At 71.1% G+C, this 14,875-nt stretch carries 15 protein-coding genes; 7 read left to right on the top strand and 8 right to left on the bottom strand.

Annotation, left to right across the window (positions count from 1 at the left end):
• The first annotated feature begins 139 nt into the window (after nt 1-139).
• The 3 genes from ACWD3D_RS21695 to ACWD3D_RS21685 all read left to right on the top strand — a co-directional run bounded on the left by ACWD3D_RS21695 (nt 140) and on the right by ACWD3D_RS21685 (nt 3,256).
• Complete coding sequence (locus tag ACWD3D_RS21695) at nt 140-1,726, top strand: ABC transporter permease (protein WP_451462475.1); 1,587 nt, start codon at nt 140-142, stop codon at nt 1,724-1,726.
• A gap of 2 nt (nt 1,727-1,728) precedes the next feature.
• Nucleotides 1,729-2,760 (top strand): ABC transporter ATP-binding protein, encoded by a 1,032-nt coding sequence (locus tag ACWD3D_RS21690; protein WP_451462473.1) that lies wholly within the window; start codon nt 1,729-1,731, stop codon nt 2,758-2,760.
• Between the two features lie 79 nt (nt 2,761-2,839).
• A complete protein-coding gene (locus tag ACWD3D_RS21685) occupies nt 2,840-3,256 on the top strand; it encodes a hypothetical protein (RefSeq protein ID WP_451462472.1) in 417 nt (138 codons plus the stop codon).
• Here ACWD3D_RS21685 and ACWD3D_RS21680 read toward each other — a convergent pair.
• Together ACWD3D_RS21680 and ACWD3D_RS21675 are read right to left on the bottom strand one after the other, a co-directional pair.
• Nucleotides 3,162-4,193: a site-specific recombinase gene (locus ACWD3D_RS21680; protein ID WP_451462471.1), complete on the bottom strand. Its 1,032-nt coding sequence runs from the start codon at nt 4,191-4,193 to the stop codon at nt 3,162-3,164. The genes ACWD3D_RS21685 and ACWD3D_RS21680 overlap by 95 nt on opposite strands.
• Before the next feature lie 48 nt (nt 4,194-4,241).
• On the bottom strand, nt 4,242-5,549 hold the full coding sequence (locus ACWD3D_RS21675; RefSeq protein ID WP_451462474.1) for an MFS transporter: 1,308 nt from the start codon (nt 5,547-5,549) through the stop codon (nt 4,242-4,244).
• A gap of 50 nt (nt 5,550-5,599) precedes the next feature.
• On the opposite strand from ACWD3D_RS21675, the gene ACWD3D_RS21670 reads away from it, so the two are divergent.
• The gene (locus ACWD3D_RS21670) at nt 5,600-6,229 is read left to right on the top strand and encodes a TetR/AcrR family transcriptional regulator (protein ID WP_451462470.1); all 630 of its coding nucleotides are present in this window, start codon (nt 5,600-5,602) and stop codon (nt 6,227-6,229) included.
• 31 nt (nt 6,230-6,260) lie between these two features.
• Here the strand turns inward: ACWD3D_RS21670 and ACWD3D_RS21665 are convergent, their stop codons facing one another.
• Nucleotides 6,261-6,818, bottom strand: coding sequence for a Tn3 family transposase (locus ACWD3D_RS21665; RefSeq protein WP_451462469.1), 558 nt, complete (start codon nt 6,816-6,818; stop codon nt 6,261-6,263).
• A gap of 29 nt (nt 6,819-6,847) precedes the next feature.
• Nucleotides 6,848-7,711 carry a DUF4158 domain-containing protein gene (locus ACWD3D_RS21660; RefSeq protein ID WP_451462468.1) on the bottom strand — a complete coding sequence of 288 codons (864 nt, stop codon included), beginning with the start codon at nt 7,709-7,711 and terminating at the stop codon, nt 6,848-6,850.
• A gap of 190 nt (nt 7,712-7,901) precedes the next feature.
• Between ACWD3D_RS21660 and ACWD3D_RS21655 the strand changes: the two genes are divergently transcribed.
• Together ACWD3D_RS21655 and ACWD3D_RS21650 are read left to right on the top strand one after the other, a co-directional pair.
• A complete protein-coding gene (locus ACWD3D_RS21655) occupies nt 7,902-8,795 on the top strand; it encodes an alpha/beta hydrolase family protein (RefSeq protein WP_451462467.1) in 894 nt (297 codons plus the stop codon).
• A gap of 149 nt (nt 8,796-8,944) precedes the next feature.
• On the top strand, nt 8,945-9,424 hold the full coding sequence (locus tag ACWD3D_RS21650; RefSeq protein ID WP_451462466.1) for an SRPBCC family protein: 480 nt from the start codon (nt 8,945-8,947) through the stop codon (nt 9,422-9,424).
• A gap of 55 nt (nt 9,425-9,479) precedes the next feature.
• Here ACWD3D_RS21650 and ACWD3D_RS21645 read toward each other — a convergent pair whose 3' ends face one another.
• The 4 genes from ACWD3D_RS21645 to ACWD3D_RS21630 form a co-directional block, all read right to left on the bottom strand.
• The gene (locus tag ACWD3D_RS21645) at nt 9,480-10,649 is read right to left on the bottom strand and encodes a hypothetical protein (RefSeq protein ID WP_451462465.1); all 1,170 of its coding nucleotides are present in this window, start codon (nt 10,647-10,649) and stop codon (nt 9,480-9,482) included.
• Nucleotides 10,631-11,368 (bottom strand): ABC transporter ATP-binding protein, encoded by a 738-nt coding sequence (locus ACWD3D_RS21640; protein WP_451462464.1) that lies wholly within the window; start codon nt 11,366-11,368, stop codon nt 10,631-10,633. Before ACWD3D_RS21640 ends, ACWD3D_RS21645 begins: the two co-directional genes overlap by 19 nt.
• Before the next feature lie 197 nt (nt 11,369-11,565).
• A complete protein-coding gene (locus ACWD3D_RS21635; RefSeq protein WP_451462463.1) occupies nt 11,566-12,945 on the bottom strand; it encodes an aspartate aminotransferase family protein in 1,380 nt (459 codons plus the stop codon).
• Nucleotides 12,930-13,421, bottom strand: coding sequence for an Lrp/AsnC family transcriptional regulator (locus ACWD3D_RS21630; RefSeq protein ID WP_451462462.1), 492 nt, complete (start codon nt 13,419-13,421; stop codon nt 12,930-12,932). Before ACWD3D_RS21630 ends, ACWD3D_RS21635 begins: the two co-directional genes overlap by 16 nt.
• A gap of 198 nt (nt 13,422-13,619) precedes the next feature.
• Here ACWD3D_RS21630 and ACWD3D_RS21625 point away from each other — a divergent pair.
• A partial coding sequence (locus ACWD3D_RS21625; protein WP_451462461.1) for an aldehyde dehydrogenase family protein occupies nt 13,620-14,875 on the top strand: 1,256 nt, incomplete at its 3' end.

Genomic DNA, 14,875 nt, shown 5'->3' with positions numbered 1-14,875 from the left:
AGCCGTTGCTGCCGCCGTGGCCGGAGCGGTCTCCGGGGCCGAGGCCGGTGTCGGACCGGCTCTGCCTCCAGGGCATCCTGTTCGTCCTTTACAACATGGAGTCGCCGTTGGTCGGGTCCGGGCCGTCGCGTTCTTCGCGCTGTTCTTCGCGTACCCGGTCGCCGCGATCGTCGCCCAGGGGCTGAAGACCGAGGACGGCTGGCAGTTCGCGCGCTTCGGCGAGGTCCTCGGCCGCGCCGACCTGCTGGACGTCCTCTGGTTCACCACCTGGCAGGCGTTCGCCTCCACCGCGCTGACCCTGTTGATCGCCCTCCCCGGCGCGTACGTCTTCGCCCGCCTCGAATTCCCCGGCAAACAGCTGCTGCGCGCGATCGTGACCGTGCCGTTCGTCCTGCCGACCGTCGTGGTCGGTACGGCCTTCCTCGCCCTGCTCGGACGCGGCGGACTGCTCGACGAGCTGTGGGGGGTACGCCTCGACACCACCGTCTGGGCGATCCTGCTGGCCCACGTCTTCTTCAACTACGCCGTGGTCGTGCGGACCGTCGGCGGGCTCTGGTCACAGCTCGACCCGCGCCAGGAGGAGGCCGCCCGGGTACTCGGCGCGGGGCGGTTCGCCGCCTGGCGGCGGGTGACGCTGCCCGCGCTCGCCCCCGCCGTGGGCGCCGCCGCGCTGATGGTCTTCCTCTTCACGTTCACCTCGTTCGGTGTCGTGCAGATCCTCGGCGGTCCCGCCTACTCCACGCTGGAAGTGGAGATCTACCGGCAGACCGCGCAACTGCTCGACCTGCCCACGGCGGCGGTGCTGACCCTCGTCCAGTTCGTCGCCGTCGGCGCCATCCTGGCCGTGCACGCGCGTACGGTACGCCGCCGGGAAACCGCCCTGCGCCTCGTCGACCCGTCGCAGACCGCCCGCCGCCCGCGCGGCGCCGGACAGTGGGCGCTCCTCGGCGCTCTCCTGCTGACCGTGCTCCTGCTGATCCTGCTGCCTCTCGGCGTACTGGTGGAGCGGTCGTTCGACCAGCCCGGCGGCCACGGATTCGCCTACTACCGGGCCCTGGGCTCCGCGGAGGCGAGCGGTTCCACCTTCCTGGTCGCCCCGCTGGAGGCGATGGGGAACTCCCTCCAGTACGCCCTCGCCGCCACCGGCATCTCGCTCGTCGTGGGAGGGCTCGCAGCCGCCGCGCTCACCCGCCGGGCGGGACGGCTGGTGAGGGGCTTCGACGCGCTCCTCATGCTGCCTCTCGGCGTCTCCGCGGTGACCGTCGGCTTCGGCTTCCTGATCACACTGGACGAGCCGCCGCTCGACCTGCGCACCTCGTGGATCCTGGTGCCGCTCGCCCAGGCACTGGTGGGCGTCCCCTTCGTCGTACGGACCATGCTGCCGGTCCTGCGCGCGGTGGACGCCCGGCTGCGGGAGGCCGCGGCGGTCCTCGGTGCCTCGCCGCTGCGGGCCTGGCGGGAGGTCGATCTCCCGCTGGTGCGCCGGGCGCTGCTGGTCGCCGCCGGCTTCGCCTTCGCCGTCTCGCTCGGCGAGTTCGGCGCCACCGTCTTCATCGCCCGTCCCGACCGCCCGACGCTGCCGGTGGCCGTCGCGCGGCTGCTGGGCCGTTCGGGAGATCTCAACTACGGCCAGGCGATGGCTCTCAGCACCATCCTGATGCTGGTGTGCGCCGTCTCCCTGCTGCTCCTCGAACGCATCCGTACCGACCGATCCGGGGAGTTCTGACCATGCTGGAGCTGGAGAGGGCCACGGTCCGCTTCGGCGGACGAGCGGTGCTGGACGCGGTGGACCTCACCGTCGCCGACCACGAGATCGTCTGCGTACTCGGCCCGAGCGGCAGTGGGAAATCCACGCTGCTGCGTGTCGTCGCCGGTCTCCAGCCGCTCGACGGTGGCCGGGTGTCCCTCGACGGCGCCGACCAGGCGGGCGTCCCGGTCCACCGGCGCGGCCTCGGGCTGATGTTCCAGGACCACCAGCTCTTCCCGCACCGGGACGTCGCCGCCAACGTCGCCTTCGGGCTGCGGATGCGCGGGGTGGACCGGGCCTCCCAGCGGGAGCGGGTCGCCGAGCTCCTCGCTCTGGTGGGGCTCTCCGGGGCGGGCCCCCGGGCCGTCGCGGGGCTGTCCGGCGGTGAGCAGCAGCGGGTGGCGCTCGCCCGCGCCCTCGCGCCCAGCCCCCGACTGCTGATGCTGGACGAACCGCTCGGCCAGCTCGACCGGGGGCTGCGCGAGCGGCTCGTCGTCGAACTCCGCTCGCTCTTCACGGACCTGGGCACGACGGTGCTCGCCGTCACCCACGACCAGGGCGAGGCCTTCGCGCTCGCCGACCGGGTCGTGGTGATGCGGGACGGCCGGATCGCCCAGGCCGGCACCCCGCTGGAGGTCTGGCAGCGTCCCGCCTCCGCTTTCGTCGCCCGCTTCCTCGGGTTCGACAACGTGGTCGGGGCGACCGTGACCGGCACGGTCGCCCGCACCCCGTGGGGTGAGGTGCCCGTACCCGAGGGATCGCCGCAGGGGCGCTGCGACCTGTTGGTACGGCCCGCGGGCGTGCGGCTCGGAGCCCCGCAGGACGGCCTGCGGTGCACGGCCGGAGCGCGTACGTTCCGGGGCGACCGGGTCGCCGTACGGCTGACCCCCGAGCACGGCCCGGTCGTGGAGGCCGAGTGCGCGCTCGCCGACACCCCGGCCGAGGGCGCGGCCGTGGGAGTCACCTTCGACGCGGCGGGCACGGTGGTCCTGGCGGCCGAAGCGGAGTCCTGACCGATGTGGCCCCGCTCCGGGCTGCCGGGGCCCACGCACTGGTTCCCGGGCGAGCGGTAGTCTCCCCGAAGGGGTGGCGATGGAGCCGATGGTTTTCGAGTGCCTCGACTACCGGGCCGAGTGCCAGGACTGCGGCGCCGAGACGACGTGCTCGGGTGTTCAGGCACTCGTGGGCGGTTCCCTGACCTGGGACACGGAGATCAGCTGCATGTCCTGCGGTCTCGCGGTCGCCGATTGCGGCGGTGACCTGCCTGCGGAACTGCGGGACCGCCTGCTGGCCGAACACGGTGCGGTGCGGCTGCGAGTGGATCAGGCGGCGAGCAGGGCCGTGGCCATGCGTGTGCTGAGGAACGTACTCGGCCTCCCCCTGGCCGACGTCAAGTCCGTGCTCCACGAGGTCGTCACGGGCCGGTACGTGGGCACGATGCCCGAGATGGAGCGCCTGGCCCGCGTGCTGCGGGCCGCCGGGGTCGATGCCGAGGCCGCCCGGACGTGAGCGACGACGGGGTAGCGCCGAGGTAAGCCCCATGGGGGCCACGGGATGATCTTGAAGACGTGATCCAGGTGCCGCCCTCGGCGTCGTGTGTCAGGGCACTGTGACGGAGCCGGTGGAGTGTCCAGCCGTCCAGGGCCTCGATGTCCTCGGGTGAGGCGAGCGGGTTGGCCAGCAGTCGGGTGTTCTCCTCGAAGAGCTCCTCGGCCCGGCGGTAGGAGAGCCGGGCCCGCCCGGTCTCCGGACACACGTCGAGCGTCGGCGTTCCGGCTGGGGCCTCGCGTCCGGTGAGGAACAGCGGGCCGCGTGTGCGGCCCGCGATCAGGCGGGGCAGCAGCTGGGCGGTGCCGGACTGCCGGTGAATCCACTCGGTCGCGCCGCCTTTGGCCAGGGTCGGGCTCCGCTTGTCCTGCGGGTACAGGTCTTCCACGTTCAGGCACAGCGCCTCATCGGCCCGCGCGGCGGACTCGTAGAGCATCTTCCACTGCGTCTTCTCCCGCAGGGCGACGTCCAGCCGCCACAGGGCGGCGATCTGGTTCTCCGCCAAGGCTTTGGTGCGATCGGGCGGCGCTGGCCGCCGCTCGATGCCGATCGTCGGATCGCCTTCGATCCAGCCCTGGCGCTGCCGCCAGCCGATCGCCTTGCGTGCGATGGGCAGCTCCCGGTTGACGGTGCCGGCGTCCATCTCGTCTGCCCGCGCTGCCGCCAGCTCGGCCAGCACCTCTGGCAGCGCCGGGTCGTCGATCGCGGCGACGGGGAAGACGAGCGGCTTCGCACCCCGGCGGGCGGATCCGGTCGGCGCCGGTTCGCCGCCGAGCATCCGTCCCCACGTCGTCAGCGAGATCCGGTGGATGCGCGCGGAAGACTTCGCGATGCCCGCCCCGGTGAGGTATCGCTCGACCGCCGCGGTGTACGCGGCCGGAGGGGCGGAGAGGGGCACTGCCCGGGCCCGCGGCAGCCGAAGCGCGCCCCCACTATCGCCCCATGCTCAGCGGGTCTCCTCGTCGTCCGCTCGTGTGGATCCGGTGCTGCGGCGTGCTCCCGTAGCACCGTCGTCGACGGCCGTCGCGCTCTGGGAGGGCAGAGCGGTCTTCTCGCTGGATCGCGTGCTGATCAGACAGGCGGCGAACAGGAGGACGGCCCCGGCGTAGAAGGGGGCGCGCAGTCCGAAGGCATGGGCGGTGAAGCCGGCTGCCACGGCACCCAGTGCGGTGCCACTGCCGATGACCATCTGGTAGGCCATGGCGACACGCCCCAGCAGCTCCGCAGGCACGAGTGACTGGCGCAGCGATACTGCGGTGACGTTCCATGCCAGGCTCGCCGCTCCGTATGCGGCGATACCCATGCCCGCCATAGGGCCTGTAGTCGCAGTGCCTACGACTGCAGCAGCGACGGCAGTGCCCGCGGCGGTCAGTTTGAGGACCCGTGGAGGGCGGAAGCGTGCGGTTAGGCGCGGAGTCGACATTGCTCCGGTCACGCCGCCGAGTGCGAAGCAGGCGACCAGCAGGGCGAAGCCCAGGTTGCCCAGGCCCAGAGTTTGCCGGGCGTAGAGCACCAGGATGGCAATCAGGCCCCCGCTGACGAGGTTGGTGATCCCGGATGCCAGGCAGAGCCGGCGCAGCAAGTGGTGGCGCCAGAGCCGGCGGACCCCCTCGGTCGTGTCACGACGCAGGGTTGTCCACGTCTTCGACGCCTGCTGGGAACGGGGCTGGAAGCTCCCGCGGAGCATGAACACCAGGGCGGCAGCGGCGGCAAAGGACACCGCGTCAACGGCGAAGGGCAGCGCGGTGGCGATGCCGAACAGCAGCGCTCCCAGAGGCGTTCCGAGCAGGGTGTCGGTGATCAGGGAGCTTGCCTGCAGGCGGGCGTTGGCCCGTATGAGCGCGCCGGGCGCAACCAGTGCCGGGACCATACCGGCCCAGGCTCCGCCGTAGAGCGTCTGTCCACAGCCGAGCAGGAAGGCGACGAGCGCCAGGAACGGGATCGTCACCATGCCGGCTGCCACCGCCGCGGCGAGCGCTCCGACAAGTAGGGCCCGGGCTGCGTCGACGAGCCACAGGATGCGGCGGCGGTCGAAGCGGTCCGCCAGAACGCCGGAGGGCAGGCCGAGGAGCAGCCAGGGCAGTTGCTCCGCCAGGGACACCATCGCGATCTGCCGCGGATCGTCGGTCAGTTGCGCCGCGAGGAGCGGCAGAGCGACGAAGCTCATGCCGTCACCGAGGCTGGATACGGTGACCGAGGCCCAAACCTGGTTGAAGCTCGGCCCGAGCCGTGTGCGAGGTATCCCCCTGCCCATTAACATGAACCAGACTCTGGTTCTGGTTCTGGAAGGTGTCAAGGAGTCGGATGACTGAGCAGGTCCACAAACCACAGCAACAGCGCAGCCGGGAGAAGGTGGCCCGCATCCTTGAGGCGACTGCCACGCTTCTGGAAACGGCTTCCTACGACGAGCTGGGCACCAAGCTGATCGCCGCGGAAGCGGGAGTCTCGGTCGGCGTGCTCTACCGGTACTTCACCGACAAGGAAGCGATCGTCGCCTCCCTGGTCCGGGGCTGGCTTGAGATGGACGTGCGGATCACCGAGCGGATCACCGAGGAGCCCTTGCCGGCGCGCTCGCAGGAGCTGCTGGAGAAGCTGCTCGCCGCCTTCGCGGACCGCTTCCGCAAGGAGCCCGGCTACCGTCATGTCTGGTACTACGGGCCGCGTATCGAGGCGCTGCGTGCGTACGGCCGGCAAACGGACCTGGAGATCGCCGAGCGGGTCCACAAGGCGCTCGTCCGCGGATATGCGATGCCGGACACCGAGCAGTTCCGGCGACGCGCCCGACTCGCGGTGGAAGTCGGGGGCAACCTGCTCGACCTTGCCTTCCGCGAGAGCGCCGAAGGCGACCCCCGGATCCTCGCCGACGCCGCGCTCATGATGGACCGCTACCTCTTCGCCCCGTCTACCGACTCAGGGTTTCCAGGAACCGGGTGAAGCCGCGGCAGAAGCCCTTCGGTACGGACGGTCAGGCGGCTTGGCCCAGAACAGAAGCGGTCAGGTCCCGCTCACACAGCGGGGTGACGTCGACGTCCAGCTTCGGGTCGTACGCCTCGGGCTGGATTCCGAGCTCGTGCGTGGAGTACTCGCCGAACCGGTTGATGTGCTCGGTCAGGTACGGCGAGATGGGGGCCAGGTCCTCGGGGTCGATCGTCCATCCCTCCTCCAGCGGCTGCCGCACGATCTCCGCGATGTCCAGGGTGTTGTGGAAGATCACCGCGTTCGTGAGCAGGGCGTTGAGTCTCATCGCCTTCTCCTGCTCGACCGGGTCGTTGTCGGCGATGACGCCGCGGTTGCCGAAGCCGATCCACTGGGAGAACCGGTTGAACGACTCGACCTTGTCGGTCGCCGCGGTCACCCGCCGGCGAAGCGGCGCGTCGGTGAGGTGGCGCAGCAGTTGCACGGTGCGGATGACGCGGCCGACCTCGCGGAAGGCGGCGTAGGTGGCGTTCTTCTTCGACCCGGACCGCAGGCGCTCGAGCAGCGTGGATGAGGAGATGGCGCCCTCGCGCACGGAGACGGCCACGCGCATCAGGTGGCGGAACTGGGACTCGATCAGGTCGAAGTCGATGACGTTTGCTTGGCGAAACCGCCGAAGCCCTCCACCGCCTTCGTGGCCGCGCCGAACCCGCCGGCCTGCACCGCCTGGGCCCTGGCCAGGGCGAGGACCACCGGGGAGACCCTGCCCTCCAGACGCCGCGCGACCTCGTCGGCGGGCGCCTGTTCGTCCAGGCCTGCCAGAGCCGCCCGGACCTCGGCGGTCATGGCCGCGGCCTTCTCCAGCGCCGCCTGAGCGGGACCTCCCTCGTCGATGTCCTTGAGCGCGGTGCCGGTGCGGTAGTTCCCGATCAGGGCCTCGACGATCTCCCGCTCGGCGAGCCTGATCTCCTCCAGCTCCACCTTGGCCTTCTTGATCTTCAACGCCACGCGCTCGCGGAACATCGTCGCCAGGTCGTCCCGCACCCGCATCCGTGCCTTGTGCGTCAGACACGCCACCAGCGCGAGGCGCTTGACGGGCTTACAGCCCCGCAGCTCCGCGACATCAGGCGCGTCCGCCTCCCCGGCGATCCGCCGGGCGCGAGCCTGGTCGTAGGCCACGCCGACCCGCTGCCGTACCAACCCCCGGTAGTTCTTCATCGTCTTCGCCGCCCGGTACACCGGCAGCGTGCTCTCCGGCAGCTCCACCGCCCGCCGCACGAACTCCGCCACCGCCTCCGGGATGTCCTCCACCTTCGGGAAGCACCCCATGCGCTGATACGACTTCAGCATCAGCGGCAGGGCCAGCAGATGCTCATCGCTGTCCGTACGGTCGGCGGCCCACTCCAGCTCATCGCGAGTCGGTGAGAGGAATAGATGCAGCTCACGCGCGGTGATCAGCCGCTTGAACCGCGCAGACGCGGTCCGTTCGATCGAGGTCACCACCCCAGGGCCCGGACGACAACAACATCACCAACGAACTGAGCCGGACGGATGGCGGGCCGGGCCCTCACGGATTCAAGATCATCCCATGGCCCCTTCCGGGCTCACCTCGGCGATACCCCACGATCCGCCGCCCGGCCCGGGGCGCGCCCCGGTGGAGGCCGGCCGGGTGGCGGCTACGCTGCCGCGCATGACGACCCCGCAGCCGGCCGAGCCGCGCATATCCGTCCTGCACGACGGCTCCCGCCGCGACCTGCGCGACGCCTCCGCGCCCCGTCCGGTACGGCTCTACGCGTGGGAGCCGGTCCGCCGGGTCACCGACGAGGGTCCGCTGGTCGTGGTGTCGCACGGAACGGGTGGCTCCGGAAGTGAGATGAACTGGCTGGTACGTCCGCTGACGGAGGCGGGCCTGCGCGTGGTCGCGCTCGACCACCACGGCAACAATTTCGTCGACGGATACGAGCCCGAGGGCTTCCTCTTCGGTTGGGAACGTGCCCGGGACGTCAGCTTCGCGCTCGATACGCTGGCCGCCCGGGAGCCCTTGGGGCCGGTGGGTGCGGCGGGGTTCTCGTTCGGTGGCTACACCGCCGCCGCACTCGCCGGGGCGCGGGTCGACCGGGACCTGGTGGCGGCCGTGCTCGACGGAAGGGTGCCGGAGCCCGTGATCCCGGAGTTCCCCGCACTGATCGCGGCCCTGCGGAAGAAGCGGTCGGCCGAGGAGCTGGCGGCGGTCGTCCAGGACTCCGGGGCGGACGTGTCCGACCCCCGCGTGCGGGCCGTCTTCCAGGTGGCGCCAGGACTGGGTTCGCTGGTGACGCCCGCGAGCCTGGCGGCGATCCGGATTCCGGTGGAGATCCGCTGGGCCGGTGCCGACACCATCACCCCGTACGCGGAGGACACCGCGCCGTACCTGGCACACGTTCCCGGGATCACCGGGGCCTGCGTCGGTCCGGGTGTCCGGCACGAGGACTTCTTCGAGCACGTGGAGGGCGACGAGGACGCACGGGCGAGGACAGGCGCGGGTGCCGCCGCGTTCTTCCTGCGGCACCTCGCCGGGTCCACCACGGGCGTCCCGGAGTCCTGACCGCCCGCGCCGGGTTCCGGTCCCTTCGCCCGCCCGCCGCCGCGACAGTCCGGGCCGGTCGGCGCAAGCTGGAGGCGGACCACGTCGGCTTCGGCAGCGGGCCGGCCCGGCCCGGCCGGCCCCGCCCGGGAAGGACAGTGACGCGGATCATGAGCAGCTCGGCACGCTCGGCACGCTCGGCACGCTCGGCACGTGAGGGCATCGACATCACCCGCGTCCTCGACGCTCCCAGGCAGCGTGTCTTCCGGGCGTGGACCGATCCCGAGGACTTCGCGGCCTGGTACGGCGGCGAAGCGGAGGTCCCGCTCGACCGGATGTCCATGGACGTACGCCCCGGGGGCGGCTGGAGCCTGGTGCTGGTGGTGCCCGGCACCGAGATGCCGTTCCACGGGACGTACCTCGAAGTCGCCGACCCCGAGCGGATCGTCTTCACGCTCCAGGACGTCACCGCGCCCGAGGACGCGGGCGAGACGGTGACCGCCACCTTCCACGAGCGGCCGGGCGGCACCACCGAGCTGGTCTTCCAGCAGCGCGGCGGCCATCTCACACCCGAGCAGTACGCCGCCGCGGAGGACGGCTGGGAGGCCTTCTTCGACGCCCTCGCCGCACGCCTGGCCACGCACCCCTGAGAGCCCGCGCGGCCCCACCGGGGTCCCGGCGGGGCCGCGCGCACCCCCGGAGTCCTCAGCCCGACAGGGGGAGGGCCGCCAGCTGGGCGATCGCCCAGGTCAGCGGCGCGAACACCAACACCAGCGTCACGGCCCGCAGCGCGGTCGCGGACCGCAGGACGGACGAGTGGGCGCCCATCCGGTGCAGGGTCTCCGCGTTCCGCGCCCTGTCCTGCCTCGCCTCGATCGCCGAGGTCAGCAGGGACGCCGTCGTGCAGCCAAGCACCAGGACGGCACCGAGCGCGGTGAGCGGCCCGTAGTGGCGCGACCCCGGCTCGTACAGTGCCATCGCGGCCACGGCGCCGGCGACCACGGCGCACACGATGCCGAGCGGTCGGCCGATGCGACGGGCCTCGTCCATCAGGACCCGGCCCGCCAGCAGTCGCACGGCCCCCGGCCGTGCCGACTGGAGCAGCCTGCCGCAGAGGTGGGTGAGGCCGGGCCCGGCGAGAGCCAGACCGGTCGCGGTGAGGACCCAGCCGGCCAGTACCCCGGCGGGGGTGGTGTCGAGCCGTCCGGGCAGCGGGAAGGGGCTGCCTCCCGAGCCCCGGCTCGCGTACGCCTCCACCGCCAGCCCGGCGGCGGCGAGCGCCACCCCCCAGGGCAGGCCGGCCGGAGCAGGAACGGGGGAGAGGGGCTCCTCCGCCGCGAACGGTTCGTCCTCGGCCGGGGCCGTGGGGCGGGACCGCAGGGCCAGCGCGCTCGCCACGGACGCCGATACGGGAACGAGCGCCAGCAGTACCAGCGCGGCGGCGAGCGGCAGCGGGGTACCGGCGCCCAGGAACGCCGCCGCGCCGCCGTCGAAGGGGAGCCCGGTCAGATCGCCGCGCAGATGCAGGAAGAAGAGCAGGGCCACCATCGATCCGAGCGTGGTGGCCACCGCCGTGGAGACCGCGGCGAGCACCGACAGCCGCACCGGCCCGAGGCCGAGAGCGGAGAGCCCGGCACGCGGCCGGGTACTCGGGTCGGTACGGGCCACCGCGACGGCGAACTGCACGGTGGCCGCCAGCGGGACCGAGCACCACAGCAGACGCAGTACCGAGCCCGCCGCCTGCTCCGGGTGCCCGACGGCGTGGCCGAGTGTGCTCAGCAGCAGGAAGCCCACCCCGGCGGATGCGGAGGCCACCAGCAGCCGCCTGACCAGGACGAGGGGATGGGAGCCGCGGACTAGACGGAGAGCGAGCACGCCGAGCGGCCTTCCGGATCGGCTACGGCGGGAAGTCTGACGGTGGCGACCCGGCGGCCGTCCAGCATCGGGACCGTACGGTCGGCGAGTGCGGCGATCTCCACGTCGTGGGTGGCGATCACCACGGTGATGTCGTGCGAGCGCGCCGCCGCCGTGAGGGTCCGCAGCAGCTGGTCCCGGTCGGCACCGTGCAGGGTCGCGGTCGGCTCGTCCGCGAAGATCACGGACGGCGAGGCGGTGAGGGCGCGCGCCACGGAGATCCGCTGGCGCTGGATCTGGAGCAGCGCGTGCGGCCGTTTTTTGGCGAGCGGTCCGATGTCCATGCGCTCCAGCCACTCCATGGCGGCCTTCTTGGCGGTGCGGTGAGAGGTGCCGCGCAGCAGCAGCGGCAGCGCCGCGTTCTCCCAGGCGCTCAGCTCGGGGACGAGCTGCGGGTCGGAGGCGATCCAGCCGAACCGGTCGCGGCGCAGCTGTTCGCGCATGCGCGGGCCCATCGTGTGGACCGGCACGCTGTTGAACCACACCTCGCCCTGCTGCGGCACCAGTTGACCGGAGAGGCAGTGCAGCAGCGTGGACTTGCCGCTGCCGCGCGGCCCGGTCACGGCGAGGATCTCGCCGGAGCGGACACCGAGCGAGACACCGCTGAGGCCCGGCGATCCATTGTGGGAGTGGTGCAGGGAGCGTGCCCAGATCACGTCGTTGTCCGGCGGGGCCACCATGGCGTACACCTCGGTTCAGGTCAGTTTCCCGTTCCCCCGTACGGGGGAACGAAGACGCGGCCGTTCGGTCACTGGGCACGGTAGGGAGTCGTGCCGAGGTGTGCGAACAGCACGCGGCCCGGACGAGTCCGTTCTCACTCGAACGGGCTCATTCGGGCCGAAGTGACCACGGGGGACGGGTCGGTGTGCAGGGGATTTCAGAGCGTGGCCCAGGCCTCCGTCAGGACGCTCCGGAGAATGCCTTCGATCTCGTCGAACGTGGACTGGTCGGAGATGAGCGGCGGGGCGAGCTGGATGACCGGATCGCCCCGGTCGTCGGCCCGGCAGTACAGCCCGTTGTCGAACAGAGCCTTGGAGAGGAAACCGTAGAGCACCCGCTCCGTCTCCTCGGCGGTGAACGTCTCCTTGGTCGCCTTGTCCTTGACCAGCTCGATGCCGTAGAAGAAGCCGTTGCCCCGGACGTCGCCGACGATCGGGAGGTCGTGCAGCTTGCTCAGGGTGGAGAAGAAGGCGTCCTCGTGGTCCAGCACGTGCTGGTTGAGGCCCTCGCGCTCGAAGATGTCGAGGTTGGCCAGGGCGACGGCCGCCGAGACCGGGTGGCCGCCGAACGTGTAGCCGTGCAGGAAGGTGTTGCCGCCCTGGTAGAACGGCTCCGCGATCCGGTCCGAGACGACGCAGGCGCCGATCGGCGAGTAGCCGGAGGTCATGCCCTTGGCGCAGGTGATCATGTCCGGCACGTAGCCGAACTTGTCGCAGGCGAACATGGTGCCGAGGCGCCCGAAGGCGCAGATGACCTCGTCGGAGACGAGCAGCACGTCGTACTGGTCGCAGATCTCGCGCACCCGCTGGAAGTACCCCGGCGGCGGCGGGAAGCAGCCACCCGCGTTCTGCACCGGCTCCAGGAAGACCGCGGCGACCGTGTCGGGGCCCTCGAACCGGATCTCCTGCTCGATCTGGTCGGCGGCCCATCGGCCGAACGCCTCGGGGTCGTCGCCGAAGAGGGGCGCACGGTAGATGTTGGTGTTGGGGACCTTGTGCGCGCCCGGGACGAGCGGTTCGAACGGCGCCTTGAGGGCGGGGAGGCCGGTGATCGACAGGGCGCCCTGCGGGGTGCCGTGGTAGGCGACGGCGCGGGAGATGACCTTGTACTTGGTCGGCTTGCCCTGGAGCTTGAAGTACTGCTTCGCCAGTTTCCAGGCGGTCTCGACGGCCTCACCGCCGCCCGTGGTGAAGAAGACCTTGTTGAGGTCGCCCGGTGCGTAGTCGGCGAGCCGCTCGGCCAGCTCGACGGCCTTGGGGTGGGCGTACGACCACACGGGGAAGAAGGCCAGCTCCTGGCCCTGCTTGTACGCCGTTTCGGCGAGCTCGTGGCGACCGTGCCCCGCGTTGACCACGAAGAGGCCCGAGAGACCGTCGAGGTAGCGCTTTCCCGCAGCGTCGTAGATGTAGGTGCCCTCGCCCCGCACGATGGTGGGGACGGGCGCGTTCTCGTAGTCCGACATGCGGGTGAAGTGCATCCACAGGTGGTCGTACGCGGTTCGGCTGAGGTCCTTGCTCACGACTATCGGGTTCCCCACATATAGGTCTGCTTCTTGAGCTTGAGATAGACGAAGCTCTCGGTGGAGCGCACGCCGGGAATGGTCCGTATACGGGTGCCGATCGTCTCCAGGAGGTGGTCGTCGTCCTCGCAGACGATCTCCACCATCAGGTCGAACGATCCGGCGGTCAGCACCACGTATTCGCACTCGTCCATCGCCGTCAGCGCTTCGGCGACCGGTTCCACGTCACCGGCCACATGGATGCCGACCATCGCCTGCCGACGGAAACCCACGGTCAGCGGGTCGGTGACGGCGACGATCTGCATGACGCCCTGGTCGAGCAGTTTCTGCACACGCTGGCGCACGGCCGCCTCGGAGAGGCCCACGGCCTTGCCGATGGCCGCGTACGGCCTGCGCCCGTCCTCCTGGAGCTGCTCGATGATCGCCAGGGAGACGGCATCGACCGCTGGGGTCGATCCGTTCCCGGTCCGGGACTCCGCGCTACGACTGGCCACGGGCACCACTGTGCACCGCGACTCCGGGGAGTTGCAAGCACGGATCGATGAAATTCGTTGTCCTGGTGTCAGAATCCGACTGAATCCGCACGCAGTGGCGGTGGGGCATGTCGAAAGCGTCTGCACTCCGGGGAGCGCGCCGTAGGCTGGCGTGGAACACCGGGCCGACGAAGAGACCGACGACAAGGAGGGGTGGCTGTGACCACCGAGGTGCGCCGACTGCGCAACTACATCGACGGGGAATTCCGGGACGCCGCGGACGGACGGACCATCGACGTGGTCAACCCGGCCACGGAGGAGGTCTACGCGACGTCGCCGCTCTCCGGGCAGGCGGACGTCGACGCCGCCATGGTCGCCGCCGCGGCAGCCTTCCCCGCGTGGCGCGACACCACGCCCGCCGAGCGGCAGAAGGCCCTGCTCAAGATCGCCGACGCGTTCGAGGAGCACGCGGAGGAGCTGATCGCGGCGGAGTCGGAGAACACCGGCAAGCCGCTGGCGCTCACCCGCAGCGAGGAGATCCCCCCGATGGTGGATCAGATCCGCTTCTTCGCGGGTGCCGCCCGGATGCTGGAGGGGCGCTCCGCCGGCGAGTACATGGAGGGGCTCACCTCGATCGTCCGGCGTGAGCCGGTCGGTGTCTGCGCCCAGGTCGCGCCGTGGAACTACCCGATGATGATGGCGGTCTGGAAGTTCGCCCCGGCCCTGGCGGCGGGGAACACCGTCGTCCTGAAGCCGTCCGACACCACTCCCGCGTCGACCGTGCTGATCGCCGGACTCATCGGCGAGATCCTCCCCGCCGGTGTCTTCAACGTCATTTGCGGCGACCGCGAGACCGGCCGCGCGATGGTGGAGCACCCGACCCCCGCGATGGCCTCGATCACCGGTTCCGTCCGGGCCGGCACGCAGGTCGCCGCCTCGGCCGCCAAGGACGTCAAGCGCGTCCATCTGGAACTCGGCGGCAAGGCGCCCGTCGTGGTCTTCGAGGACGTGGACATCGACAAGGCGGTGGCCGGGATCTCCGAGGCGGGCTACTTCAACGCCGGCCAGGACTGTACGGCGGCGACCCGGGTGCTGGTGCACGAATCGGTGCACGACGCGTTCGTGGCGGCGCTCGCCGCGGCGGCCAAGGAGACGAAGACCGGTATGCCGGACGACGAGGACGTGCTCTACGGCCCCCTCAACAACGCTCACCAGCTCGCCCAGGTCAGCGGGTTCATCGACCGTCTCCCGGCGCATGCCACGGTCGAGGCGGGCGGCCACCGGGTCGGTGACACGGGCTACTTCTGGGCGCCGACCGTCGTCTCCGGTCTTCGCCAGGACGACGAGATCATCCAGAACGAGGTCTTCGGCCCGGTCATCACCGTGCAGTCCTTCACCGACGAGGCCCAGGCCCTGGAGTTCGCCAACGGCGTCGAGTACGCGCTCGCCTCCTCGGTGTGGACCAAGGACCACGC

Source organism: Streptomyces sp. NPDC002690 (assembly GCF_053592415.1).
This window is presented reverse-complemented; position numbering and strand designations above follow the sequence as displayed.

What these genes read in the sequence shown, in the direction of transcription:
- ACWD3D_RS21690 (WP_451462473.1), top strand. Translation starts at nt 1,729, where the DNA reads ATGCTGGAGCTGGAGAGGGCCACGGTCCGCTTCGGCGGACGAGCGGTG.
- ACWD3D_RS21685 (WP_451462472.1), top strand. Translation starts at nt 2,840, where the DNA reads ATGGAGCCGATGGTTTTCGAGTGCCTCGACTACCGGGCCGAGTGCCAG.
- ACWD3D_RS21675 (WP_451462474.1), bottom strand. Translation starts at nt 5,549, where the DNA reads ATGGGCAGGGGGATACCTCGCACACGGCTCGGGCCGAGCTTCAACCAG.
- ACWD3D_RS21670 (WP_451462470.1), top strand. Translation starts at nt 5,600, where the DNA reads ATGACTGAGCAGGTCCACAAACCACAGCAACAGCGCAGCCGGGAGAAG.
- ACWD3D_RS21655 (WP_451462467.1), top strand. Translation starts at nt 7,902, where the DNA reads ATGACGACCCCGCAGCCGGCCGAGCCGCGCATATCCGTCCTGCACGAC.
- ACWD3D_RS21650 (WP_451462466.1), top strand. Translation starts at nt 8,945, where the DNA reads ATGAGCAGCTCGGCACGCTCGGCACGCTCGGCACGCTCGGCACGTGAG.
- ACWD3D_RS21640 (WP_451462464.1), bottom strand. Translation starts at nt 11,368, where the DNA reads ATGGTGGCCCCGCCGGACAACGACGTGATCTGGGCACGCTCCCTGCAC.